Source organism: Amycolatopsis sp. NPDC104863 (assembly GCF_055582965.1).
Genome location: NZ_JBVJOW010000007.1, coordinates 376002 through 399619 on the forward strand (window position 1 = coordinate 376002; position 23618 = coordinate 399619).

General features: G+C 69.9%; 20 protein-coding genes and 1 tRNA gene. 18 read left to right on the forward strand and 3 right to left on the reverse strand.

Features of this window, described 5'->3' with window-relative positions; translation table 11 throughout:
• Positions 1-72: 72 nt before the first annotated feature.
• Positions 73-627 (forward strand): RNA polymerase sigma factor, encoded by a 555-nt coding sequence (locus tag ACZ63J_RS35050; RefSeq protein WP_465399007.1) that lies wholly within the window; start codon positions 73-75, stop codon positions 625-627.
• A gap of 11 nt (positions 628-638) precedes the next feature.
• Positions 639-1685, forward strand: a complete 1047-nt coding sequence (locus ACZ63J_RS35055; protein ID WP_465399008.1) for a hypothetical protein — start codon at positions 639-641, stop codon at positions 1683-1685.
• Between the two features lie 12 nt (positions 1686-1697).
• Here ACZ63J_RS35055 and ACZ63J_RS35060 read toward each other — a convergent pair whose 3' ends face one another.
• Both ACZ63J_RS35060 and ACZ63J_RS35065 read right to left on the reverse strand, forming a co-directional pair.
• Entirely contained in the window at positions 1698-2606 is a 909-nt protein-coding gene (locus tag ACZ63J_RS35060) for an SDR family NAD(P)-dependent oxidoreductase (RefSeq protein WP_465399009.1), read from the reverse strand.
• A complete protein-coding gene (locus tag ACZ63J_RS35065; protein ID WP_465399010.1) occupies positions 2603-3220 on the reverse strand; it encodes an NAD(P)-dependent oxidoreductase in 618 nt (205 codons plus the stop codon). Before ACZ63J_RS35065 ends, ACZ63J_RS35060 begins: the two co-directional genes overlap by 4 nt.
• A gap of 78 nt (positions 3221-3298) precedes the next feature.
• On the opposite strand from ACZ63J_RS35065, the gene ACZ63J_RS35070 reads away from it, so the two are divergent.
• Positions 3299-3871, forward strand: coding sequence for a TetR/AcrR family transcriptional regulator (locus ACZ63J_RS35070; protein ID WP_465399011.1), 573 nt, complete (start codon positions 3299-3301; stop codon positions 3869-3871).
• A 179-nt stretch (positions 3872-4050) separates the two neighbouring features.
• Positions 4051-5835 (forward strand): hypothetical protein, encoded by a 1785-nt coding sequence (locus tag ACZ63J_RS35075; RefSeq protein ID WP_465399012.1) that lies wholly within the window; start codon positions 4051-4053, stop codon positions 5833-5835.
• Between the two features lie 386 nt (positions 5836-6221).
• Here ACZ63J_RS35075 and ACZ63J_RS35080 read toward each other — a convergent pair.
• A tRNA-Ala gene (locus tag ACZ63J_RS35080) sits at positions 6222-6294 on the reverse strand.
• Between the two features lie 273 nt (positions 6295-6567).
• Here ACZ63J_RS35080 and ACZ63J_RS35085 point away from each other — a divergent pair.
• The 14 genes from ACZ63J_RS35085 to ACZ63J_RS35150 all read left to right on the forward strand — a co-directional run bounded on the left by ACZ63J_RS35085 (position 6568) and on the right by ACZ63J_RS35150 (position 23578).
• Positions 6568-8766 carry an RICIN domain-containing protein gene (locus tag ACZ63J_RS35085; RefSeq protein WP_465399013.1) on the forward strand — a complete coding sequence of 733 codons (2199 nt, stop codon included), beginning with the start codon at positions 6568-6570 and terminating at the stop codon, positions 8764-8766.
• Between the two features lie 227 nt (positions 8767-8993).
• Complete coding sequence (locus ACZ63J_RS35090) at positions 8994-10127, forward strand: ABC transporter substrate-binding protein (protein WP_465399014.1); 1134 nt, start codon at positions 8994-8996, stop codon at positions 10125-10127.
• A 1-nt stretch (position 10128) separates the two neighbouring features.
• Positions 10129-11058 (forward strand): ABC transporter permease, encoded by a 930-nt coding sequence (locus ACZ63J_RS35095; RefSeq protein ID WP_465399015.1) that lies wholly within the window; start codon positions 10129-10131, stop codon positions 11056-11058.
• Complete coding sequence (locus ACZ63J_RS35100; RefSeq protein WP_465399016.1) at positions 11055-11825, forward strand: ABC transporter permease; 771 nt, start codon at positions 11055-11057, stop codon at positions 11823-11825. Before ACZ63J_RS35095 ends, ACZ63J_RS35100 begins: the two co-directional genes overlap by 4 nt.
• On the forward strand, positions 11825-12889 hold the full coding sequence (locus tag ACZ63J_RS35105; RefSeq protein WP_465399017.1) for an ABC transporter ATP-binding protein: 1065 nt from the start codon (positions 11825-11827) through the stop codon (positions 12887-12889). The genes ACZ63J_RS35100 and ACZ63J_RS35105 overlap by 1 nt, the downstream gene beginning before the upstream one ends.
• A 122-nt stretch (positions 12890-13011) precedes the next feature.
• Positions 13012-13581: an HdeD family acid-resistance protein gene (locus ACZ63J_RS35110; protein ID WP_465399018.1), complete on the forward strand. Its 570-nt coding sequence runs from the start codon at positions 13012-13014 to the stop codon at positions 13579-13581.
• A 13-nt stretch (positions 13582-13594) separates the two neighbouring features.
• Positions 13595-14521: a ribonuclease Z gene (locus tag ACZ63J_RS35115; RefSeq protein WP_465399019.1), complete on the forward strand. Its 927-nt coding sequence runs from the start codon at positions 13595-13597 to the stop codon at positions 14519-14521.
• Positions 14522-14531: 10 nt separating this feature from the next.
• Positions 14532-16184: an FAD-dependent oxidoreductase gene (locus tag ACZ63J_RS35120; protein WP_465399020.1), complete on the forward strand. Its 1653-nt coding sequence runs from the start codon at positions 14532-14534 to the stop codon at positions 16182-16184.
• Positions 16181-17602 (forward strand): ATP-binding protein, encoded by a 1422-nt coding sequence (locus ACZ63J_RS35125; protein ID WP_465399021.1) that lies wholly within the window; start codon positions 16181-16183, stop codon positions 17600-17602. Before ACZ63J_RS35120 ends, ACZ63J_RS35125 begins: the two co-directional genes overlap by 4 nt.
• Positions 17602-19095 (forward strand): carboxylesterase/lipase family protein, encoded by a 1494-nt coding sequence (locus ACZ63J_RS35130; protein ID WP_465399022.1) that lies wholly within the window; start codon positions 17602-17604, stop codon positions 19093-19095. The genes ACZ63J_RS35125 and ACZ63J_RS35130 overlap by 1 nt, the downstream gene beginning before the upstream one ends.
• A gap of 92 nt (positions 19096-19187) precedes the next feature.
• Positions 19188-20267 (forward strand): hypothetical protein, encoded by a 1080-nt coding sequence (locus tag ACZ63J_RS35135; RefSeq protein WP_465399023.1) that lies wholly within the window; start codon positions 19188-19190, stop codon positions 20265-20267.
• A 1-nt stretch (position 20268) separates the two neighbouring features.
• On the forward strand, positions 20269-21402 hold the full coding sequence (locus tag ACZ63J_RS35140) for a toxic anion resistance protein (protein ID WP_465399024.1): 1134 nt from the start codon (positions 20269-20271) through the stop codon (positions 21400-21402).
• On the forward strand, positions 21399-23015 hold the full coding sequence (locus ACZ63J_RS35145) for a substrate-binding domain-containing protein (protein ID WP_465399025.1): 1617 nt from the start codon (positions 21399-21401) through the stop codon (positions 23013-23015). The genes ACZ63J_RS35140 and ACZ63J_RS35145 overlap by 4 nt, the downstream gene beginning before the upstream one ends.
• Positions 23012-23578, forward strand: a complete 567-nt coding sequence (locus ACZ63J_RS35150; protein ID WP_465311471.1) for a hypothetical protein — start codon at positions 23012-23014, stop codon at positions 23576-23578. The genes ACZ63J_RS35145 and ACZ63J_RS35150 overlap by 4 nt, the downstream gene beginning before the upstream one ends.
• Positions 23579-23618 lie beyond the last annotated feature (40 nt).

Genomic DNA, 23618 nt, shown 5'->3' on the forward strand with positions numbered 1-23618 from the left:
ACCTGACCTGAACGCTTTGGGCGGGCGTTGGCAAATACGGGTGTCAGGGCGAAGCGAAACCCGAGGAGCTTCATGTCGTCAGACGCGGAACTGATCGGTAGGTCGCTGCGCGGAGACACCGGCGCCTTCGTGGAAGTGATCGGCCGGCACGAGACCGCGCTCGGGAACTACCTGGCGCGCAGAGCCGGGCGGCAGGCCGCCGAGGACCTGCTCGGCGATGTGTGGGTGGCGGCTTACGAGTCCCGTGCGAACTATGACCTTTCGTACCCCGAAGCCAGGCCGTGGTTGTACGGCGTCGCGCTGAACAGGCTGCGCCGGCACTGGCGGTCCGCGCCGGCCGAGGAGCCGGCGCCGGACCTGAGCGGCGTGGCGAGTGACTGGGATCCCTGGCCGGCGGTGGACGTCCGCGTGGACACGCAGGCGCTGCTGAGCCGGGCACTTGCCCGGCTCAAGCCGGAAGAGCGGGAAGTGCTGGGCCTGGTCGCCTGGGAGGACCTGACCGTCGCCGAGGCCGGGCGGGTGCTCGACATCCCGGCCGGCACCGCCCGCCGCCTGTTGCACCAGGCGCGCAAAGCGTTGCGTGAAGCCCCCGAAGTGGTCGCGCTGCTGAAAGTCCCGACAACGTGAAAGACAGCCCCATGGACGAAATGGATCTCATGAAGAAGCTGCGTGACGTGCCGTCCCCCGGTCCCGAGGCCTATGACCGTGCCCGCGCGGCACTGCGGACGGCGATGGTGGAACCCGTCGCGACGGTCGTGCGGCCGAAGCGCTGGTTCTCCTGGCCCAAGGCCGGTGTCGCCGCCGTGGGCGCGGCAGCCGTCGCGGCGGCTGTGGTGCTGGCTACGTCCGGCGGCAGCGTCCCGGCCGGCCCGTCCGGCCCCGCCCCGCGGGCGGTCGAGGCCCCGCCGGCGGTCGAGGGGCCGCTGGTGAAGCTGGCCTCCGCGGTCAAGGCAGCCGGCACGCAGCCCGGAGACGCGTCGCTGATCATCAACACGAAGTTCATGCCGGACGGCAAACCGGACCTCTCCTACACCCTCTACACCGACAAGGGCCTGCAGTTCACGGGCGATTCGATGAAGACCCTGGCGCACGCGGTCGCCAAGGGTGACGCCGAGCCTGCTCAGCCGTACGACAAGAACGTGATGGCGGCGGCCCGTCTCGCCGCGAACGGCGACGTCGACCAGGGCAGGATCGCGATGATCACCGCCTCCGGCAACGCTCTGGGAGTCGGCCTGAGCCCCGCCGAGGCCGACAAGGCCTGGGCGGCCGCCCAGGCGGAGACCGCGGAGCTGTTCCGCAAGATCGGCAAGCCGGTTCCCGCTCCCAAGCCGCGTCCGACGGGCAAGGACCTGGAAAACCTGATCAACAACCACCTGTGGAGCAACAACGAACACGCGCTGTTCGCCAACGCCGCCGACGCGGAGGTCCGCGCGGGCGTGCTGAAGCTGTACGCGACCATCCCGGACATGATCGTCGGCAAGACCACTGTCGACGGCCAGGCCGCGCTGACCCTCACCGCGCCCCCCGCCATCCTGGACGGCAGTACGGACGTCCTCATCATCAACGCCGACAACGGCCTGCCGATCCGCGAGGAGATCACCACGACGGAACCGTCCAAGCACTACGTGGTGAACTACAAGTCCTCCCGCGTGACCCTCGCCGACGTGGCCGCGGGCAAGATCTGATCCCGGACGGCGTCAGCCGGCGAAGTGGGTCCGGCTCAGTGCGAGGAGTCTCCGCTGGGTGGCGGGATCGTGGGACACCGGCGGCGTGCTCGATTCCGTGTCACGGCTGAAGTAGCGGCCGGTGACACCGGCCAGGGCGGGGTCGGTCGCGATGCGTGTCGCGCTCTTCGCTCCTTCGGCAGGGGTGAGCAGGCTGCGGCGGATCAAGGTGCGCACCGGGCGAAGAAACGGCGGCACGAGGTCGTTGACGATGTCGGTCGCGACGATCCCCGGGTGCAGCGCGTTGACGGTCACTCCGTCGGCGGCGAGCTCGCGGGCGAGGGCGTAGCCGGCGGTGACGGTCATGAGCTTGGCGCGCGCGTAGGCCTCGAACGGCGCGAACCCGTTGGCGGGGTTGAGTTCCGCGAGATCGTCGACGCCGGTCAGATCGAGGGTCGCCGGGCGGGGCTTGCCCGCGAGCTTGATCTGCCGGGTGTCGTTGAGGGTGTCGCTGGCGACGTTCACCACGCGGGCGCGGCCACGTCGCAGCGGCGCGTCCAGCAGGGTGGTGAGGCCGTAGGCGGCGAGGTAGTCGAGGGCGATGTGCATCTCGACGCCGTCGGCCGAGACGCTGTGTCCGGAGTAGTGCGCGCCGGCGTTGTTGACGAGGAGGTGGATCCGGTCGTAACGGTCCACAATGGTCGCCGCCGCGGTCACGACGTCCGCGCGCCGGGACAGGTCTCCGGGGATGACGTCGAACCGGTTCGCCGCCGGGGCGCCGATGCGTGCGCGCAGCGCGTCCGCCCGAGCGGGATCGCGGGCGACGGTGGCCACGTGCGCGCCGGCGCGGACCAGGTCGGCGGCGATGACCTGGCCCATGCCACCGGTCGCACCGGTGACGACGGCGACTTTCCCCGTCAGATCGGGGAGGGCGGTGCTCACCGGACGACCCGCGGGTGGGCGTGGATGTACCGCGGGGTTTCGGCTTCGTCGACCAGGAACGCGGCGAGCTCGGCACGGCCGACGGCGCTCCACAGCCGGATCCGCAGGTCGGCGCCGGCCCGGTACCGCCCGACCCGGTCGTCGTCCGACAGCTTCGGCGGCCGGACGATCGTCCACTTCAGACCGGAGGCGGTGATGAGCGGCTCCATCGTTTCCTTGTCGCGCAGGCGGTCGGCCACGTTCGCCCACACCGCCAGGGAGTACAGCGACTTGTCGTGCGTCTCCAGCACACCGTGCGCGCTGACGGCGATCAAGCGGTCGACCCCGGTCGCTTTCATCGCCGTGACCGCGGAGCGGATGCCGTCGGTGCAGACCGTCGTCGGCCCCTTGTCCGCGCCGCCCAGCGCGCTGATCACCACGTTCGTGCCCGGCAGCGCGTGTGTGAGCGCCGAGACGTCGGTGACCTCGGGCCAGGTCACTTCGTCGAGTCCCTCGCTCGGCGCGAACGTTCCCGGGCGGCGGGTCAGCGCGACCACGTGGTGCCCGCGCCGAAGCGCCGTGGACACCACGTGCCGGCCGGTGGCCCCCGTCGCCCCGAGGACGGCCACCGTCATTTGTGATACAGATTGTCTCATACTTGGATGATGGCCGCTCATCACACTGCGAGTCAAGTTGTCTCATAGGATTGGTTCGTGACCAGCGAGACGGATCCCCGAGCCGTGCGAAGCCGCGAAGCGATCTTGAACGCCGCCCGCGAGCTCCTGCTGGAGAGCGGCCCGGCCGCGGTGACGCACGTGCAGGTGGCCGACCGCGCGCGGGTGGGGCGCGCGACGGTGTATCGCCACTGGCCCCAGGCCGGGTCGCTGCTCCTCGAGGCCATGGCCACGGTCCCGATGCCGTTCCTCGCCGAGCCCACCACGCCGACGAGGGAGTGGCTGCGCCGGGAGCTGACGGCGATCGCCCACCAGCTCGAGCTCGACGACGTACGCGCGGTGTCCACAACCCTGGCCAACACGGCCCTGTGGGACGAGAACATGGACACCCGCCGAGCACAGTTCGCCGGCATCCTCACCGACCGGCTCGCATCCGCCCTCGACGACGCCCAAGCCCGCGGCGAGGTAACCCTCGCGCTCCCCAGCCAAGACGCGGCCGCCATGGCCATCGGCCCGATGTACTACCGCAGCACCATCGAGCGCGCCCCGATCGACGCCACCTTCATCCAAGCTGTCGTCGCCGGCCTGGGCACCTGGTCTGCCGGTCGGTGAGCGTCCGGAGTGGACTCAACACGGTCGCGGAGCCACGGGCCGTCGACGAGACGGCGGAATCCAGCACCCACACCACCTTCGGCATCGACGAACACCGGCCGCCGCCGGATGTATCGAGGCTGTACCGGTTCGACCTAGCATCGCCGCACCTGACATTTCGGACCACCGAGGGGCGCATGATGCGAGATACCAGGGTCGACCTACGCCGGGTGCTGGGCCACGCCGCGGCGGGCGGGTTCATGACCGTCGCCTTCGGGCTCATCGGGGCGGGCGCCGCGCACGCCGGGCCGCGGATCGCCGTTCCCGGCGACGACGACGGCACGGCCGGTGCGGCCACGGTCCCGGGGATGATCGGCACACCCCAGCCGGTGGCGAGCCCGAAACAGAACGACGACGGCAAAGCGAACTCCGCGGCTTTCAAGGGCGTCGACGAGGGCGGTGCCCGCGAGGTCGTGCTGGGAAACGCGGGCGCCAAGGACAAGGGTTCCGACGACTCCGGAAAGAAGAACGACGGCGGCGAAAAGAAGTCCACGGGCTTCAAGGGCGCCGACGAGGGCGGCGCCCGCGAGGTCGTGCTCGGCAACGCGGGCAAGAACGACGACGAGGACGACTCCGGCGACCGGAAGAACAATTCCGGCGATCGCGACGATCGCAAGGACCAAGGCGACCGCAGCGACCGGGACGACCGCAGCGACCAAGGCGACCGGAACTCGAAGCACGACGACGGCCGCGTTCGCGACCACATCGATTCCCCTGCCGCCATCCTCTCGGACGAGGACGAACCGCCGCTGAGCAGCCCCGCCGCCATCCTGCGCGACCGACCCGATCGCGACAACCCCGAAGACGCCACCCGAGCCCCGTCGAGCACGGAACGTTTCGGCGGCGACGCGGGCGCCCTCGTCCACCGCCTCACCGGCGGCCCCGGCGACTACGGTGCGCCCGCCGCCTACGACGTCGACCACGTCGAGGACGTGCTGGCCGCGAACCCGGAGAACAAGTTCCCGCTCTACGGCAAGGAACCGGCCACCACCCACCACGCGACGAGCACCCACGAGGAACCCGCGCCCGAAGACGTCCACGACCTGCTGGACTACCTGGGTTTGGTCCCCTTGGCCGGTGAGGCCGCCGACGCGGCGAACTCGGGGATCTACCTGGCCGAGGGCGACCCCGGCGAGGCCCTGCTGACGATGCCCGTGGTGGGCAAGGCCAAGGCCGTGGTCAAGGTGGCGCAGGGTGTCGGCGACGCGATCAAGGGTTCGGAACCGGACATGGTCGTGGTCGAGGACGGCCCGACCCGCTACCGGCTGCCGGTGGTGACGACCCCGCTGCCCCCACCGACCGCGGCCGAAGTGGAACAGGAGGCGGGCGACTACGAAGCGAGCCGGCTCAAACCCGGGAGCTCGCCCTACCTGCCGGGGACCCGGCCACCCGCCGCCGTCACCCCGGAACAGTTCGAGAAGTACCTCGACGACTGGGTGGACCTGCGCCCGGCCCCGGAGAACTTCAAGGGCGGGCCCGTGGTGTGGCGGCGGATCCAGGCCGGGAACCTGTTCAACTGGCTGCGCAGCGAATCCTACGACTACAGCGAGGTCCGGACCGAACGCCGGAAGTACATCGATTCCTACGACCCGGGCGACAAGATCGTCGAGCGGAAGTACACCGACATCCAGAACGTCCTGCCGTCGACGGTGAACGGTTATCTCGGCGCCACCGCGAGCAAGTACAAGATCGGCGACATCGTCAGCGCCACCGAGGCGAACAAGGCCAAGGAACGCCGGAACGCCACCACGGCCACCCCGAAACCGATCGTCGGCCGGCCGATCGGCGGCACGCACACCCTGGAGGTGCCGGAACAGGACCTGACCAAGGTGCCCAAGGTGGTACGCGACCGGGCGCGGTTCCTGCACATCGACATCTGCGACACCGGCGGCGAATGCTTGTACGCGGTCCCGAAACCGCAGTGAACCGTGCGGCCCGAACCGGCGGATCCGGTCCGGGCCCCGGGCTCGGGTGCCCTCGGCCCCTCACGGCGATCAGCCTCGCCGCCTGGCCAGTGCTCGTGGCCGCCGGTCCGTGCCCTGATCCGGGAGACCCCGATGTCCGCACGGCATGAAGATCATGCTGTGGTCTCCGCGGTCCGCGACTACCCCGGATCTCCGGTGGGAGCTCGTCTTCGTCGAAGCCGAAGATGCGCCGGCGGCATTGGGCGGCCTCCCGGAGCAGGTTGCCTCGCGCGGGAGCACCGACCGGCTTCAGGTCGGTCTTCCACTTGCCGAACCCAAAGTTCGGAGGAACGAAAAAACCGCTCACCCTGGAACCTGCTGTTCCGGTGAGCGGTCTTCGTGAGAAGTGGAGCTAAGGGGACTCGAACCCCTGACCCCCTCACTGCCAGTGAGGTGCGCTACCAGCTGCGCCATAGCCCCGGAGCGAAGGTGAACTCCGCATCTCGTGTGTCCATACACTACACGGCGCTCCGCGGCCCTCGACGCGGGGGTGCCCACCGGACCAACAAGCCTCCGACCTGCAGCTTTATACCTTATTTTTAGTCGTGTATTGACTCCGGGTGTGGCCGCCGTTACATTTTGCGCGGTTGTGACGCCGAGGTCCCCGCCCGTTACGCCGCGTCTTCAAGACCGGGCACGCCTCTGTCGTTTCCTGCTCGAAGGACGCCGCGCGTGCGGCGGAGGAGGTTTCGAATGAAGACGAGACGGCGGGTGATGACGCTGCTCTCCGCAGCGTTCGTCCTGGTCGGAAGCGCGGTCGCGGTGGCGGCTCCGGCGGCGCAGGCCGCGATCACCCCGGACGGGTGGTACACGGTCGCCGCCGTGAACAGCGGGAAGTGCGTGGATGCGCGGGCTGCCGGGACCGGGAACGGGACCGTTGTGCAGCAGTACTCCTGCAACCAGACCGCTTCGCAGGAGTGGCAGTTCTCCTCGACCGGGGACGGCTACTACCAGGTGAACACTCGCGGCAACCCGGCCGCGGCCTGGGACGTCAGCAACGTCTCCACCGCCGACGGCGGCCTGATCCAGCTGTGGACCTACTCGAACGGCGCCAACCAGCAGTGGCAGGCCGTCGACGAGGGGAACGGCCGGTACCACTTCGTCAGCCGCAACAGCGGGAAGTGCCTCGACGTCCCGGGGGCCTCCGTCGCCGACTCCGTGCAACTCCAGCAGTATGCCTGTAACGGCACGACCGCCCAGTCCTTCACACTGAACCCCGTGGGTGGCACAACTCCGCCGACCTCCGGTCAACCGGACCTCGGCCCGAACGTCGTGATCTTCGACCCTTCGATGTCCAGCTCGAGCATCCAGAGCCGGCTCAACAGCATCTTCAGCCAGCAGGAAACCAACCAGTTCGGCAGCCAGCGCTACGCCGTGATGTTCAAGCCGGGCACGTACTCCAACGACGTGAACGTCGGCTTCTACACGCAGGTCCTCGGCCTCGGGCTCAGCCCGGACGCCGTGACGATCAACGGCGCCGTGCACGTCGAGGCCGACTGGTTCCCGCCGCAGAACGCGACGCAGAACTTCTGGCGCAGCGCCGAGAACCTTTCGGTCAACCCGACCGGCGGCACCGACCGCTGGGCGGTCAGCCAGGCCGCGCCGTACCGACGCATGCACGTCCGCGGCGACCTGCAGCTCGACGACGGTGGCTGGGCCAGCGGCGGCTGGATCTCCGACTCCAAGATCGACGGCCAGGTCCGCTCCGGCTCGCAGCAGCAGTGGATCTCGCGCAACTCGCAGTTCGGCAGCTGGAACGGCTCGAACTGGAACATGGTCTTCGCCGGCGTGCAGGGCGCCCCGCAGAACACGTTCCCGTCGCCGCCGTACACGACCGTCAACACGACGCCGGTCACGCGCGAGAAGCCGTTCCTCTACATCGACAACGCCGGCAACTACCAGGTCTTCGTCCCGAGCGTGAAGACCAACGCCGCGGGCACGACCTGGGCGAACGGCACCGCTCCCGGCTCGTCGATCCCGATCGACCAGTTCTACATCGCCAAGCCCGGCGCGAGCGCCGCGGACATGAACGCCGCACTGGCCGCGGGCAAGAACCTGCTGGTCACGCCGGGTGTCTACCACCTGAACCAAGCGCTGCACGTCACCCGGCCGGACACCGTCGTGCTCGGGCTCGGCATCGCCACGCTGGTGCCGGACGGCGGCGTGACCGCGATGAACGTCGACGACGTCAACGGCGTCAAGGTCGCCGGCCTGCTGGTCGACGCGGGCACGACCAACTCGAACACGCTCATGCAGGTCGGCCAGGCCGGCTCGACCGCCGACCACTCGGCGGACCCGACGTCGCTGCACGACGTGTTCTTCCGGATCGGCGGCGCGACCGTCGGCAAGGCGACCACCAGCCTGGTGGTGAACAGCAACAACGTGATCGGCGACCACATGTGGATCTGGCGCGCCGACCACGGCAACGGCGGCACGGTCGGCTGGAACACCAACACCGCCGACACCGGGCTCACGGTCAACGGCAACAACGTGACGATGTACGGCCTGTTCGTCGAGCACTACCAGAAGACGCAGGTCGTCTGGAACGGCAACGGCGGCCGGACGTACTTCTTCCAGAACGAGATGCCCTACGACGTGCCGAACCAGGCCGGGTGGATGAACGGGTCCACGCAGGGTTACTCCGCCTACAAGGTGGGCCCGAACGTCACCAGTCACGAGGCGTGGGGGCTGGGCAGCTACTGCTTCTTCAGCACCAACCCCTCGGTCGTCGCCGCGCACGCGTTCGAGGCGCCGACCAACCCGAACGTCCGGTTCCACGACATGGTGACCGTCTCGCTGGGCACCCAGGGCCGGATCAACCACGTCATCAACAACACCGGTGACATCACCCCGGACGGCACCCGGCCGTCCAACCTGGTGAGCTACCCCTGATCAACCGGCGTGCGCCGTGGTGGCGGCCGCGGCGCACGCCGGTCCTCACGCTTCGTGAATTCCTCCGCAGAAACCCGCTGGTCAGGGTAGTGGGCAACCGCCAACAGTGTGATCACGGAACGTGCATGCGTACGGATGTACGTATTCACGCGCTGGACCAAGATCGTTCACTTCGTTCGTGAACCGTTCGCTCCGGACACCCACCCGGGCAACGGAGGACGCAGCAAGTGAACAGACGTTTTGTGGCGCTCACCGCGGCGGTCGCCGCGGCCGCCCTCGTAGCCACCGCCTGCAGTGGCGCTTCCGGCGACACCAAGGACTCCGCGAGCGGGGCGGCGACGGCGAAGTCCGCCGCCGACCTCGGTGGCATGGACAAGCTGGTCGAGGCGGCCAAGAAGGAGGGCACGCTCAACGTCATCGCCCTCCCGCACGACTGGGCGAACTACGGCGAGCTCCTCGACGCCTTCAAGAAGAAGTACGGCATCAAGGTCACCGAGGCGAACCCCGAGGGGTCGAGCCAGGACGAGGTCAACGCCGTCAAGCAGCTCAAGGGCCAGGACCGCGCCCCCGACGTGCTCGACCTCGGCGGCGCCTTCGCGCTGACCGCGGCCCAGGACGGCCTGCTCGCGCCCTACAAGGTCGCGACCTTCGGCGACATCCCGGACAACCAGAAGGACGCCGACGGCCAGTGGGTCAACGACTACGGCGGCTACATCTCCATCGGTTACGACGCCAAGAAGGTGCCGAACCCGCCGAAGTCCTTCGCTGACCTGAAGAAGCCGGAGTACGCGGGCAAGATCGCGCTCAACGGCGACCCGACGAAGGCGGGCGCGGCGTTCGCCGGCGTCTACGCCGCGGCGCTGGGCAACGGCGGTTCGTTCGCCGACATCAAGCCCGGCATCACCTACTTCGGTGACCTCAAGAAGTCCGGCAACTTCATCCCGGTGCAGGCCAGCGCGGCCACCGTGGAGAGCGGCCAGACCCCGATCACGCTGGACTGGGACTACCTGCAGGCCGGCTACGCGAAGAAGCTCGAGGGCAAGGTCGACTGGAAGGTCGCGGTCCCGGCCGACGGCGTCTACTCGAACTTCTACTGCCAGGCCGTCAGCAAGACCGCCCCGCACCCGGCCGCCGCGCGGCTGTGGCAGGAGTTCCTGTTCTCCGACGAGGGCCAGAACCTCTTCCTGAAGGGCCTTTCGCGCCCGGCGCGGCTGCCCAAGATGGAGTCGGCGGGCACCGCGGACAAGACGTCGCTCGCGGCCCTGCCGCAGATCCCGGGCGAGACGAAGTTCCCGACCAACGACCAGATCGACGCGGCCAAGAAGGTCGTCGCGGACGAGTGGGCGAAGGCCGTCGGCTGACGTGACGGCCGAAACCCTCACCACGGCGGCGGGCGCGACCACGCCCGCCGCCGTGCCCGTGCGCCCCGGGTTCGCGCGGCGCCTGCTCAAGTGGGTGACCGGCCACCTCGGCCTGGTCCCCTTCCTCGCCTACACCGGTGTCTTCCTCGGCGCGCCGGTCGTGATGGTCGCGGTCGGCGCGTTCCAGGACAACAACGGCGCGTTCACCACGGACAACCTCGGCGCGGCCTTCAAGGACCAGTTCGGCCGCTCGTTCGTGACGTCGATCGAGCTGTCCGCCCTGACCGCCGTCCTGGGCGCCGTGCTCGGCGCGCTGCTCGCGCACGCCGTGCTCGGGTCCAAACCGGACGGTCTCCTGCGCAAGGTCGTCTCCAGCGCGGCCGGGGTGCTCGCCAACTTCGGCGGCGTGCCGCTGGCGTTCGCCTTCATCGCGACGCTCGGCAGCATCGGCATCGTCACCAAGGGGCTGGCCGGGATCGGCCTGGACCTCTACGCGTCCGGGTTCAGCCTGTTCAGCTTCGCCGGCATCGCCATCGTCTACGTCTACTTCCAGATCCCGTTGATGGTCATCGTGTTCACCCCGGCACTCGAAGGCATGCGCGCGCAGTGGCGCGAGGCGGCGGAGAACCTCGGTGCGACGCGCGGGCAGTACTTCCGGCTCATCGCCGTCCCGGTGCTGCTGCCGCCGTTCCTGGCTTCGACGCTTCTGTTGTTCGCCAACGCGTTCAGCGCGTACGCCACGGCTTACGCGCTGACCACCGGCATCATCCCGCTGGTGCCAATCCAGATCGGCTCGCTCGTCTCGGGCAACGTCGTGGCCGACCAGCAGAACCTCGGGAAGGCGCTCGGCCTCGGCATGATCGTCGTGGTCGCGGTCGTGATGGCGTTCTACTCGTGGATGCAGCGGCGCGCGTCGAGGTGGCTCGGATGACGAACAAGTGGGGCCGCTGGACGATTCTCACCCTGTTCGGGCTGTACTTCCTGGTGCCGATGGCGGCGTCGGTCGAGTTCAGCCTCCGCGACGTCAACAACACGCACAGCTTCGCTTCCTGGGGCAAGCTGCTCGACGAACCGGGCCTGTTCGAAACGCTCGGGACGTCGCTCTGGGTCGCCGCCGGCACCGTCGTGCTGACGTTGCTGATCATGGTCCCGACGGTCAGCTGGGTGCACCTGCGCAAGCCGAAGCTGCGCCGGCTGATGGAGGGGATCAGCCTGCTGCCGCTGGTCATCCCGCCGATCGTGCTGGTCAACGGCGTGCTCGTGGTGTTCGCCGACGCGCCCGAGGTGATCAACGGGACTCCCGTGATCCTCGTGCTCGAGTACGTCGTCCTGGCGCTGCCGTTCACCTACCGCACGCTCGACGCGGGCCTGCAGGCGATCGCGCTGCCCACGCTGGTCGAGGCCGCGCGCAGCCTCGGCGCCGGCTGGGGAACCGTGCTGCTGCGGGTGATCGTGCCCAACATCCGCAGCGCGGTGTTCGGCGCCGCGTTCCTCAACCTGGCGCTGGTGCTTGGTGAATACACCCTGGCCAGCATCCTGCTGATGGACACCTTTCCCGTGTGGACGGTCCAAACCGGACAGTCCGAGGCCGGGGTGTCGGTCGCAGTGTCGCTGTTCAGCCTGTTCGTCGCCTTCCTGCTGTTGTTCGTCCTGTCCGTGGTGGCGGGTCGCCGCCGGCTCGAGCGAGGAATCGCCTGATGATCGAAACCAAGACCGGCGCCAGCGTCGAGTTCCGCGGCCTGCGCCGCGAGTTCGGCGAGGTCAGGGCCCTCGACGGCCTGAACCTGCTGATCGAGCCCGGCGAGCTGGTCGCCCTGCTCGGCCCGTCCGGCTGCGGCAAGACGACGGCGTTGCGCGTGCTCGCCGGACTGGAGCAGGCCGACGCGGGCGAGGTGCTCGTCGACGGCTCCGACGTCGTCGGCGTGCCGGCGAACAAGCGCGACATGGGCATGGTGTTCCAGGCCTACAGCCTGTTCCCGAATCTGACGGTCCAGGACAACGTCGCGTTCGGCCTGCGGCTGCGCGGCCAGGGCACGGCGACCCGGCAGAAGCGCGCGCAGGAGCTGCTGGAGCTGGTCGGCTTGGACACGCACGCCAAGCGCTACCCGCACCAGCTCTCCGGCGGCCAGCAGCAGCGGGTCGCGCTCGCCCGGGCGCTGGCCATCGAGCCGCGTGTGCTGCTGCTCGACGAGCCCCTGTCCGCGCTGGACGCCCAGGTCCGCACCCAGCTCCGGGACGAGATCCGGCGGCTGCAGCTGCGGGTCGGCATCACCACGCTGTTCGTCACGCACGACCAGGAGGAAGCGCTGTCCATCGCGGACCGCGTCGGCGTCATGAAGTCCGGTCGCCTGGAGCAGTGCGACACCCCGGCCGCGTTGTACGCGCGCCCGGCGACGGCGTTCGTCGCGGAGTTCGTCGGCACGATGAACCACCTCGCGGGCACCGTCACCGGCGGTGGCGCCGAGGTCGACGTCGCCGGGCAGCGGCTGAAGCTGGCCGAGCCGGGGGAGCGGCCGGACGGCGCGGCCGTGCGTGTGCTCGTCCGCCCGGAGTCGGTGACGCTCGAAGCGGCCGTCGGCGGCCCGGCCCGGATCACCGACCACAGCTTCCGCGGCGCGGTCACCCGGCTCACCGCGGTCCTGCCGGACGGCACCGCCGTGCTCGCCGACCTGCCGAGCGTCGCGGCCGCGGAACTGCTTCCGGGCAGCGCGGCGGCCATCGGCTTCGGCCGCCGCCCGGTGCTGCTGGCGGCGGACGCCTGAGCCGTCCCGTTCGGGCCACAGTGGACGTTGGGTGGACTCGTGGCCCGAACGGGTGGTGAACCGCGCCGACCGCGGTGTTTGTCGCGATACTGGGTCTTCCCTTACACCCAGAGGAGCGACTCATGACCTCCTTCACGGCCTTCTCCGTCGTCGAACCACGCCAGGCGTGGCCCCTCGCCGCCGTCCGCGGGGTGCTCGCCGTCCTGTTCGGGATCTTCGCCCTCGTCTGGCCGGGCGCCACCGTGCTGGTGCTGGCCATCCTCTACGGCGTGTACGCGATCGTGGACGGCATCGGCGGGCTCATGCAGGCGTTCCGGCCGGGGGACGGCGCCCACCGCGCCGCCTACGGAATCCTCGGCGCGCTGGGCATCATCGCCGGAATCGTCGTCCTCGTGTGGCCGGGGCTGACGGTCCTGCTGCTCGCGCTCTTCGTCGGGTTCTGGGCGATCATCACCGGGGGCGCCGAGATCGTCGCCGCCATCCGGCTGCGCAAGCAGATCGAGGGCGAGGCGTTCCTCATCGCCGCCGGGGCGCTCTCCGTGATCGCCGGGATCCTCATCGTGATCAACCCGATCGCCGGCGCGTACGGCATCGCGCTGCTCGTCGGGATCTACGCGCTCCTCTACGGGATCATGCTGCTCGTGCTGGCGTTCCGGCTGCGCAAACTCGGGGACACCACACCCGCCGCGTGAGTAGCGTGCGGGTGTGTCGACCCGCGAACTGGTGGTGCTGGGGACCGCGAGCCAGGTGCCCACGCGCCACCGGAACCAGAACGGTTACCTCCTTCGCTGGGACGGCGAAGGAATCCTCTTCGACCCCGGCGAAGGCACCCAGCGCCAGATGCTGCGGGCCGGTGTCGCCGCCACCGACGTCACCCGGATCTGCGTCACGCACTTCCACGGCGACCACAGCCTCGGCCTCTCCGGCGTGATCCAGCGGCTGTCGCTGGACAAGGTGAAGCATCCCGTCCACGCCCACTTCCCGGCGTCCGGCGCGCACTACTTCGAGCGGATGCGGCACGCGACGGCGTTCTACGAGACCGCCGACCTCCGGGAACACCCCATCGCCGAAGACGGCCCGATCGCCACCGGGAAGCTCACCCTCGAGGCGCGACGGCTGAGCCACCCCGTCGAGGCGTTCGGCTACCGGCTGACCGAGCCGGACGGCCGCACGATGCTGCCCGAGCGGCTGCGCGAACGGGGCATCACCGGCCCGGACGTCGGCCGGCTGCAGCGGGAGGGCCGCCTCGGTGACACCGGCCTCGACGACGTCAGCGTCCCGCGCCGCGGCCAGCGGTTCGCGTTTGTCATGGACACCCGCCTCTGCGACGCCGTCTACGCCCTGAGCGAAAACGCCGACATGCTCGTGATCGAGTCGACCTTCCTCGCCGAGGACACCAACCTCGCCCGCGACTTCGGGCACCTGACCGCGCGGCAGGCCGCCCGTGTCGCCGCCGAGTCCGGTGTCCGGCAGCTCGTCCTGACCCACTTTTCGCAGCGCTACCCCGACCCGGCGCGGTTCGAAGAGGAGGCCGGGGCCGAGTTCGGCGGGGAGATCGTGGTGGCCGCGGACCTGGAGCGGGTCCAGGTGCCGAAACGGCGGTCCTCCCCAGCCGGGCGCCCCGCGCCGTAGGCTGCATCTCGTGAGCCAGCCGATCCTGATGACCGTCGACGACGATCCCGCCGTGTCCCGCTCGGTCGCCCGAGACCTGCGCCGGCGCTACGGGAAGGACTACCGCGTCATCCGTGCCGACTCCGGCATGGACGCGCTCGAAGCGCTGCGCGAGATCAAGCTGCGCGGCGACGCCGTGGCCGCGATCCTCGCCGACTACCGGATGCCGCAGATGGACGGCATCGCCTTCCTCGAGAAGGCGATGGACCTGTTCCCGCACGCCCGCCGCGCCCTGCTGACCGCCTACGCCGACACCGACGCCGCGATCCAGGCGATCAACGTCGTCGACGTCGACCACTACCTGCTCAAGCCGTGGGACCCGCCGGAGGAGAAGCTCTACCCGGTGATCGACGCGCTGGTCGAGACCTGGCGCGCGGTCGGCGACAAGCCGGTCGAAGAGGTCAAGCTCATCGGCCACCGCTACAACTCGCCGTCGTTCCACCTGCGTGACTTCCTCGCGCGCAACGCCGTGCCGTACCGCTGGTACTCGGTCGAGGACGACGAAGGCAAGCGGATCCTGCAGGCCGCGGACGCCGCCGAGGCCGACATCCCGGTGGTCGTCACCCCCGACGGCACCGTGCTGAAGCAGCCCAGCGGCAGCGAGATCGCGGACGCGGTCGGCTTGTCGACCCGCCCGGCGCAGGAGTTCTACGACCTCGTGGTGATCGGCGGCGGCCCGGCCGGGCTGGGCGCCGCGGTCTACGGCGCGTCCGAAGGCCTGCGGACCGTGCTCGTCGAGAAGAAGGCCACCGGCGGCCAGGCCGGCACCAGTTCGCGGATCGAGAACTACCTCGGCTTCCCCGACGGCGTCTCCGGCGCGCAGCTGACCGACCGGGCGCGGCGCCAGGCGCAGAAGTTCGGCGCCGAGGTGCTGACCGCCCGCGACGTCGTCGGCCTGGAGGCCCGCGGCTCCTCGCGGGTGATCACCTTCGGCGACGGCAGTGAGATCGCCGCGCACTCGGTGATCCTCGCCAGCGGCGTCACCTACCGCGCGCTGGAGGCCGAAGGCATCGAGGAGCTCTCCGGCCGCGGCGTCTACTACGGCTCGGCCGCGACCGAGGCGCCCGAGTGCAAGGGTGAGCACGTCTACATCGTCGGCGGGGCCAACTCCGCCGGGCAGGCCGCGGTGTTCTTCTCCCGGCACGCCAGCGACGTCACGATCCTCGTGCGCGGCGATTCCCTCGAGGCGTCGATGTCGCACTACCTGATCGAGCAGATCGCCGGCATCGGCAACATCCACGTGCGCACGCACACGACGGTCAAGCAGGTCCACGGCGACGGCCACCTCGAGCGGCTGACGCTGTGCGAGAACGGCGTCACCGAGACGGTCGAGACCGGCCACCTGTTCATCTTCATCGGCGCGGCCCCGCGCACCGACTGGCTCGGCGACGGCATCCACCGCGACGACCACGGCTTCGTCTGCACCGGCCCCGACCTGACGGCGAACGGCCAGCGGCCGGCCGGCTGGTCGCTCGACCGTGATCCGCACTACCTCGAGTCGTCGATCCCCGGCGTGTTCGTGGCCGGTGACGTGCGGTCGCAGTCGGTCAAGCGGGTGGCGTCCGCCGTCGGCGAGGGCGCGATGGCCGTGACGCTGGTACACCGGTACCTGGAGGAACAATGAGCGCACTGCCGCGGGAAGAGCTTCGCGGCCTCTTCCTGTTCGAACACCTTTCCGAGGCCCAGCTCGACTGGATCGCCGCCAACGCCGTGCTCGAAGAGTACGAGGGCGACACCGTCGTCATCCGCGAAGGCGACGAGGCCACCTGCTTCTACGTCCTGCTCACCGGCGCGATCCGGATGACGCGGCTGGTCAGCGGCACCGAGGTGGAGACCAACCGGTCCGACCAGCGCGGCGCCTACTTCGGCGCGACGCAGTTCTTCGTGCACCAGGACACCGACCACCGCTACGGCGCTTCGGTGCGCGCGCTGTCCGACGTCACGTTCCTGGCGCTGCCGTCGCAGGAGTTCTCCGTCGAGTTCCGCAAGTGGTTCCCGATGGCGACGCACCTGCTCGAGGGCATGTACCTCGGCTGGCGCAACAGCGACACGGTGATCGGTTCGCGTCGCCGTCTGCTGGCGCTCGGCGAGCTGTCGGCCGGCCTGACGCACGAGCTGAACAACCCGGCCGCGGCCGCGGTCCGGGCGACGTCCGCGCTGCGCGAACGGGTCGCCGGGATGCGGCACAAGCTCGCCTACCTGGCGAAGAAGGACATCGACCCCGAGCTGCTCGACATGCTCATCGACGTCCAGGAACGGCTCGTCAAGCAGGTCGCGCAGGCCCCGAAGCTGACCGCGATGCAGCAGTCCGACCGTGAGGACGAGATCGGCGACTGGTTCGAGGACCACGGCGTCGACGGCGGCTGGGACCTGGCCGACATCTACGTCCGCGCCGGGCTGACCGCGCCGGACATGGACAACGTCCTGGAGTCGGTCGGCGACACCTTCCTCGACGGCGCCGTCCGCTGGCTCGCCTACGCGCTCGAGACCGAGATGCTGATGGGCGAGATCGAGGACTCGACCAACCGCATCTCCGCGCTGGTCGGCAAGGCCAAGCAGTACTCGCAGATGGACCGGGCGCCGCACCAGTGGATCGACGTCCACGACGGCCTCGACTCCACGCTCGTCATGCTGGCCGGCAAGATCGGCGACGGCGTCCGCGTGGTCAAGGAGTACGACCGTGACCTGCCGAAGATCCCGGCGTACCCGGCCGAGCTGAACCAGGTCTGGACGAACATCATCGACAACGCGCTGGGCGCGATGGGCGGTGAGGGCACGCTGACGCTGCGCACGTGGCGCGTCGACGACCAGGTGCGCGTGGAGATCGGCGATACCGGCCCGGGCATCCCGGACGAGATCAAGCCGCGGATCTTCGAGCCGTTCTTCACCACGAAGGCGGTCGGCGAGGGCACCGGGCTGGGCCTGGACATCTCGTTCAAGATCGTCGTCGAGCGGCACCAAGGTGACCTGCGGGTCGAGTCCGAACCCGGGAACACCCGGTTCGAGGTCTGCCTGCCGACGGTCGAGCAGGCCTCGCTCTGATGGTTTCCGTCCCGACGGTCACGACCGAGCTCGGGGCGCTGGTGGGGCTGGCGGGGGACGGCGTCCGCGTCTGGCGCGGGATCCCGTACGCCCGCCCGCCGGTCGGCGAGCTGCGGTGGCGGGCGCCGCGGCCGCCGTCGCTCTCCGGCGGCGTGCACGTCGCGACGGAGTACGGGCCGCACGCGATGCAGTCGCCGGACCCGATGAACCCGTCCGCGGTGTGTGACGAGGACTGCCTGTACCTCAACGTCTGCACCCCGGAAGGCCCGGCGCCCGAAGGCGGGTGGCCGGTGCTGTTCTGGCTGCACGGCGGCGGCTACCGCGTCGGCCACGGCGAGCAGCTCGGTGACGGCGAGGAGTTCGCGCGCGCCGGGATCGTCGTCGTCACGATCAACTACCGGCTCGGTTCGCTCGGCTTCCTGCACCTCGCCGGGATCTTCGGCGAGGCCGAGGCGGACGCCGGGGTGTGCGGCTTCCTCGACCAGGTCGAGGCCCTGAAGTGGGTGCGCCGCAACGTTTCCGCGTTCGGCGGTGACCCCGCGCGGATCACCGTCTACGGCGTCTCGGCGGGCGCGAAGAGCATCGGCAACCTGATGGGCAGCCCGCTCGGCGCCGGGTTGTTCGCGCAGGCGATCAGCAGCAGCGGCGGCGCGGACCACGTCGCCACCCCGGAAGCGGGGACGGCGCTGGCGCGGCGGCTGCTGGACGAAGTCGGCTGTCACGACGTCGAAGCGTTGCGCGCGCTGCCGGCGAAGGAGTTCGTCGAGGCCCAGGAACGGATCCTGAGCGGGTTCCAGGCGCTGTGGCTGTGGCGTCCGACGCTGCATCCGCGGGTGCTGCCCGAGGTGCCGGTCGAGCCGATCCGGCGGGGGAGCGCGGCCGGCGTCCCGCTGCTCGTCGGCTGCAACAGCAACGAAGGCAGCACCTACGCGATGATGCTCGGCGACGACGTCGCGACCGCGCCCGCGAGCGACGTCCTCGCTCGCGTTCTCGGTGACCAGGGTTCTGCGCACCTCCTCCAGACGTACCTGCGCCGCGTGCCGGATCTCAAGTCGGCGAAGATCGCCGCAATGGGTGACGAGCGCTACGGCATCCCGACGCAGCGCCTCGCCGACGCGCAGTCCGCGCACGCGCCCGTCTACCGCTACCGCATCGACATCGCCGCGCCCGGTGTGCCCGAACAGCTCGACGGCGGCCACGGCACCGAAACGACGATGGCGTGGAAGACGCCGTTGCCGCTCTACGCCGAGGCGACCGACGTGAACCCGGCCCGCGAGCGCGCGGCGTTGCTGATCCACCGCTGCTGGGTGCGGTTCGTGCACGACGGCGTCGCGTCGGCGGACGGCCCGGAGTGGCCGCCCTACGGTCCGGAGCTGCGTCCGGTAATGGTTTTCCGGGAAGACACGGACCTGGTGCTCGACCCACGGGCCGAAGAGCGAAAGGCTTGGGGCGACACGGAATGGGTGTCGGGCACCTGGTTCCCCGTGGCGTGACACTGTTCATCTGCCGTTCACTTCGAACTGGCTCGTTCGCGCGTCAAACGAGTCGAAGGCCGTAGAGGATTTGGCCGTCGAGGGGAGTGACAGTGAAACGCCAGGTGTCCATCGGGTTGGCCGTGGTGCTGCTGCTGGCCGTCGTCGCCGTGATCATCTGGGGCCGCGGTGACGACTCCGCCCAGGGCGGCGACCTGACCACCGTGCGCGGGGTCATCGGTTCGGAGAAGCAAGCCTTCTTCACCGACCAGCGCGTCGTCGACGCCTTCGCCCGCCACGGCCTGAAGGTCCAGGTCGACACGGCCGGGTCGCGGCAGATCGCGACGGCCGTCGACCTCGGGAAGTACGCCTTCGCGTTCCCGTCGTCCTCGCCCGCGGCGCAGAAGATCCAGCGCGACCGCAAGGTCACCACCGTCTACACGCCGTTCCAGTCGCCGATGGCGATCGCCAGCTTCGAGCCGATCGTCGCGCTGCTGAAGGCGAACGGCGTGGTGCACAAGGGCGCCGGCGACTACGACGTCCTCGACATCACGAAGTACCTCGACCTCGCGAAGGCGGGCACTCGCTGGGACCAGCTGCCCGGCAACACCGCCTACCCGGCGCGCAAGAACGTCCTGGTCACGACCACCGACCCGCGCGAGTCGAACTCCGCGGCGATGTACCTGTCGATCGTTTCCTTCGTGGCCAACGGGAACACCGTCGTCAGCACGCCCGACCAGGAGGCGAAGGTGCTCCCGGCGGTGTCGAAGCTGTTCCTCGACCAGGGGTACACGCAGAACAGCACCGAGGGGCCGTTCGAGGACTACCTGTCCGCGGGCATGGGCAAGACGCCGCTCGCGCTGATCTACGAGTCGCAGTTCGTCGACCGGGTCGTGCGCGGCGACGGCTCGATCCGGCCGGACATGCGGATGCTCTACACCGCGCCGACCGTGTACTCCAAGCACACGCTCGTCCCGCTCTCGGGTGACGGTGACAAGGTCGGGCAGCTGCTCTCGACCGACCCCGAGCTCGGGAAGCTCGCCGCGACCTTCGGGTTCCGCACGAACGACCCGAAGCTGTTCGCCGACGTCGCCGCGAAGGCGCACGCGCCCGCCGACCTGGTGGACGCCGTCGAACCGCCGTCGTTCGAGACGCTCGAGCGGCTGCTCGACGCCGTCGGCAAGCAGTACTGACATGGACGAGTTCACCCTCACCCCGCCCGAGCCGGTCACCCCGATCCCTGCCGAGCGCGTGGCCGGGCTCATCACGCTCGGCGACGACACGCGGTCGGAAATCACCGCTCGCGCCGAGAAGTTCACGGCTCGCCTGGAAGCGCTGGACGTCAAGTCGCCGGAGTTCACCGACCTCCTCGACGAGCTGCTGGCCGTCGGCGAGGCCGACATGCGGGCCGCGGCCGGCGTCGCCGGCTCGATGCTGGACCGCACCAGCCGGGCGCTCACCGCGTCCCCGCAGGAACACGTCACGACGAGCCTGACCAGCCTGCGCCGCACGGTCGCCGAGCTGGACCCGGCGAAGCTGCCGCTGACCGGGCGGAAGCTGCTGGGGATGTTCCCGGTCGCGGCCGGGGCGAAGCGCGCGCTGGACCGCTACCGGGCGGCGAACGAGCCGGTCAACGCGCTGGTCGTCGACCTCCGGGGCCGTCAGGACGTGCTGCGCCGCGACAACGCCGCGATCAAGGGTGAGCGCGAGCGGCTGTGGAAGGTGATGGGGAAGCTCGCCGAGGCGGCCGCCTTCGCCGAGGCCGTCGACGGCGCCGTCGAGACCCAGGCAGGCGTCTTCGACTTCACGGATCCCGCGCGCGCCAACGCGTTGCGGGGCGACGTGCTGTACCCGATCCGGCAGCGGCACCAGGACCTGCTGACCCAGCTCGCGGTCAGCGCCCAGGGGTATCTCGCGCTGGACCTGGTGCGCAAGAACAACGACGAGCTGATCCGCGGGGTCGAGCGGGCGGTGTCGACCACCGTGTCCGCGTTGCGGGTCGCGCTGCTGGTCAGCGGGGCCCTGGCGAGCCAGCGAGACGTCCTCGACGAGGTCGCCGCACTGCAGGCGACCACCGACGGGCTGATCCGCGCCAACACCGAGCTGCTGGACCTGCAGTCCGCGGAGATCCGCAAGGCGAGCAGCGACCCGGCGGTCGCGACCGCGACGATCCGCGCGTCGTTCGACCGGATCTACGCCTCGATCGACGCGATCGACGGCTTCCGCGCGGACGCCGTCCGCAGCATGGCGACCACGGTCGAGTCGCTGTCCGGCGAGATCCGCCGGGCCGAAGACCACCTGCGCCGTTCGCACGAGGGGGAACTGTGATCAAGAAGCTGGGGGCGTTCGTTCTCTGTGCCGTGCTGCTGGCCGGCTGTTCGGGCTCTGAAACGTCGGCGCCGCTGGGCGATCCCGAGCCGGGCACGCTCCGGATCCTCGCGGGCAGTGAGCTGGCGGACATGCAACCGGTGCTCGACGAGGCGGAGAAGGCGACCGGGGTCAAGGTCAAGTTCACCTTCACCGGGACCTTGGAGGGCGCTGAGGCGCTCGCGAACGGCAGTGTCGACGGCAAGTACGACGCCGTCTGGTTCTCTTCGAACCGTTATCCCGCGGGCATTCCCGAAGCGGCGAAGCGGCTCGGGAACCAGGTCAAGATCATGAGCTCGCCGGTGGTGCTGGGGCTGGCTTCGTCCGTGGTGCAGCGGCTCGGCTGGGCGGGGAAGCCGGTCAGCTGGGGCGAGATCGCCGCGCAGGCGGGGAAGAAGGCGTTCAGCTACGGGATGACGGACCCGTCGGCGTCGAACTCCGGGTTCTCGGCGCTGGTAGGTGTCGCGTCGGCGCTCGCGGGGGCGGGCAACGCCATCGACGCGCAGCAGATCGCCGCGGTGACTCCGCAGCTGACGCAGTTCTTCAGCGCCCAGGCGCTTTCGGCGGGGTCTTCGGGCTGGCTGTCGGACGCGTACACACGGCGCGCGACCGGCCAGGACCCGGGGCAGAAGGTCGACGGGCTGATCAACTACGAGTCCGTGCTGCTGTCGGCGAACGCGTCCGGGAAGCTGCCGGAGCCGCTGAAGCTGGTCTATCCCAGCGACGGCGTCGTCACCGCGGACTACCCGCTGACGCTGCTCGCTTCCGCGGGGGACGACGCCCGCTCGGCGCACCAGCGGCTCTCCGACTACCTGCGCACGCCCGACGTCCAGAAGAAGATCATGGACACCACGCAGCGGCGGCCGGTGGTGCCCGGGGTGGCGCTGGGGTCGCAGTTCGCGCAGCGGGACCTCGTCGAGCTGCCGTTCCCGGGGACGCAGCAGGCCGTCGACGCGCTGCTTTCCGCGTACTTCGACAAGATCCGGCGGCCGTCGCGGACCTTGTACGTGCTCGACACGTCGGGTTCGATGGAGGGTGACCGGATCGACGCGCTGCGGACGGCGCTCGTCGGGCTGACCGGCGCGGACAACTCGCTCACCGGACGGTACCGGCGGTTCCGGAGCCGGGAGGAGGTGACGATGCTGCCGTTCAACACGCATCCTTCGGCGGCGTCGACGTTCACCGTGCCGGAGCAGAACCCGCAGGGGGAGCTGGACAAGATCAAGGCGTTCGCCGAAGGGCTCGACGCGCGCGGCGGCACGGCGATCTACGACAGCCTCACCGAGGCCTACCGGGTGCTCGAACCGCTGGCGGCGCGCGACCCGGACCGGTTCACCTCGATCGTCCTGATGACCGACGGCGAGAACGCGAACGGCTCGGCCCTGCCGGACTTCCAGGCGTCGTTCGGCTCGCTGCCGGCGGCGATGAAGCAGGTGCCGGTGTTCACCGTGCTGTTCGGCGAGGGCAGCAGCGACGAGCTGACGCAGGTCGCCACGCAGACCGGCGGCAAGGTGTTCGACGCGCGGAAGGTCCAGCTGTCGAGCGTGTTCCAGGAGATCCGCGGGTACCAATGATGCTGCGTTATCTGGGGTCGACCAAGAACCTCGCCGGCTGCGTCGGCGGGCTGCTGGGTGTGGTGCTGTACCTGACCGGGGTGGTCGGGTGGTTCTGGCCGTTCGTCGTGGTGGCGTTGTACCTGGTGGGTGCGCTGCTCGCGCCGGGGGAGAAGGTCCGGCTGGTGCCGGACCGGTCCGTCGAGCTGCGGCAGTCCCTGGACGCTCTGGTGGCTTCGGTTTCCGCGCAGGCTTCGCGGATGCCCGCGTCTACTGTGGACACTGTGCGGCGGATCGCCGAGGTGCTGGTGGATCTGCTTTCCCGGCCCGCGCGGCTCGCGGCCGATCCGGATCTGCAGCACTCCGTCACGCGGCTCGCCGGGACCGATCTGCCGCTGTCACTGGAAAGTTATCTGAACCTGCCGTGGTGGTTCGCGTCGCGGCGGGCGGGGGCGGGTGAGGAACTGGTGGCACAGCTGGGTTTGCTGGAGGCCGAGGCACATCGGGTGGCGGAGCGGTTCTACTCCGCGGACGTCGACCGGCAGGCCGACCACACGCGGTATCTGCGGGACCGGGACGTCTGAAGTCGCTCTACCCTTGTGAGTGATGATGTTCGAACGCGCG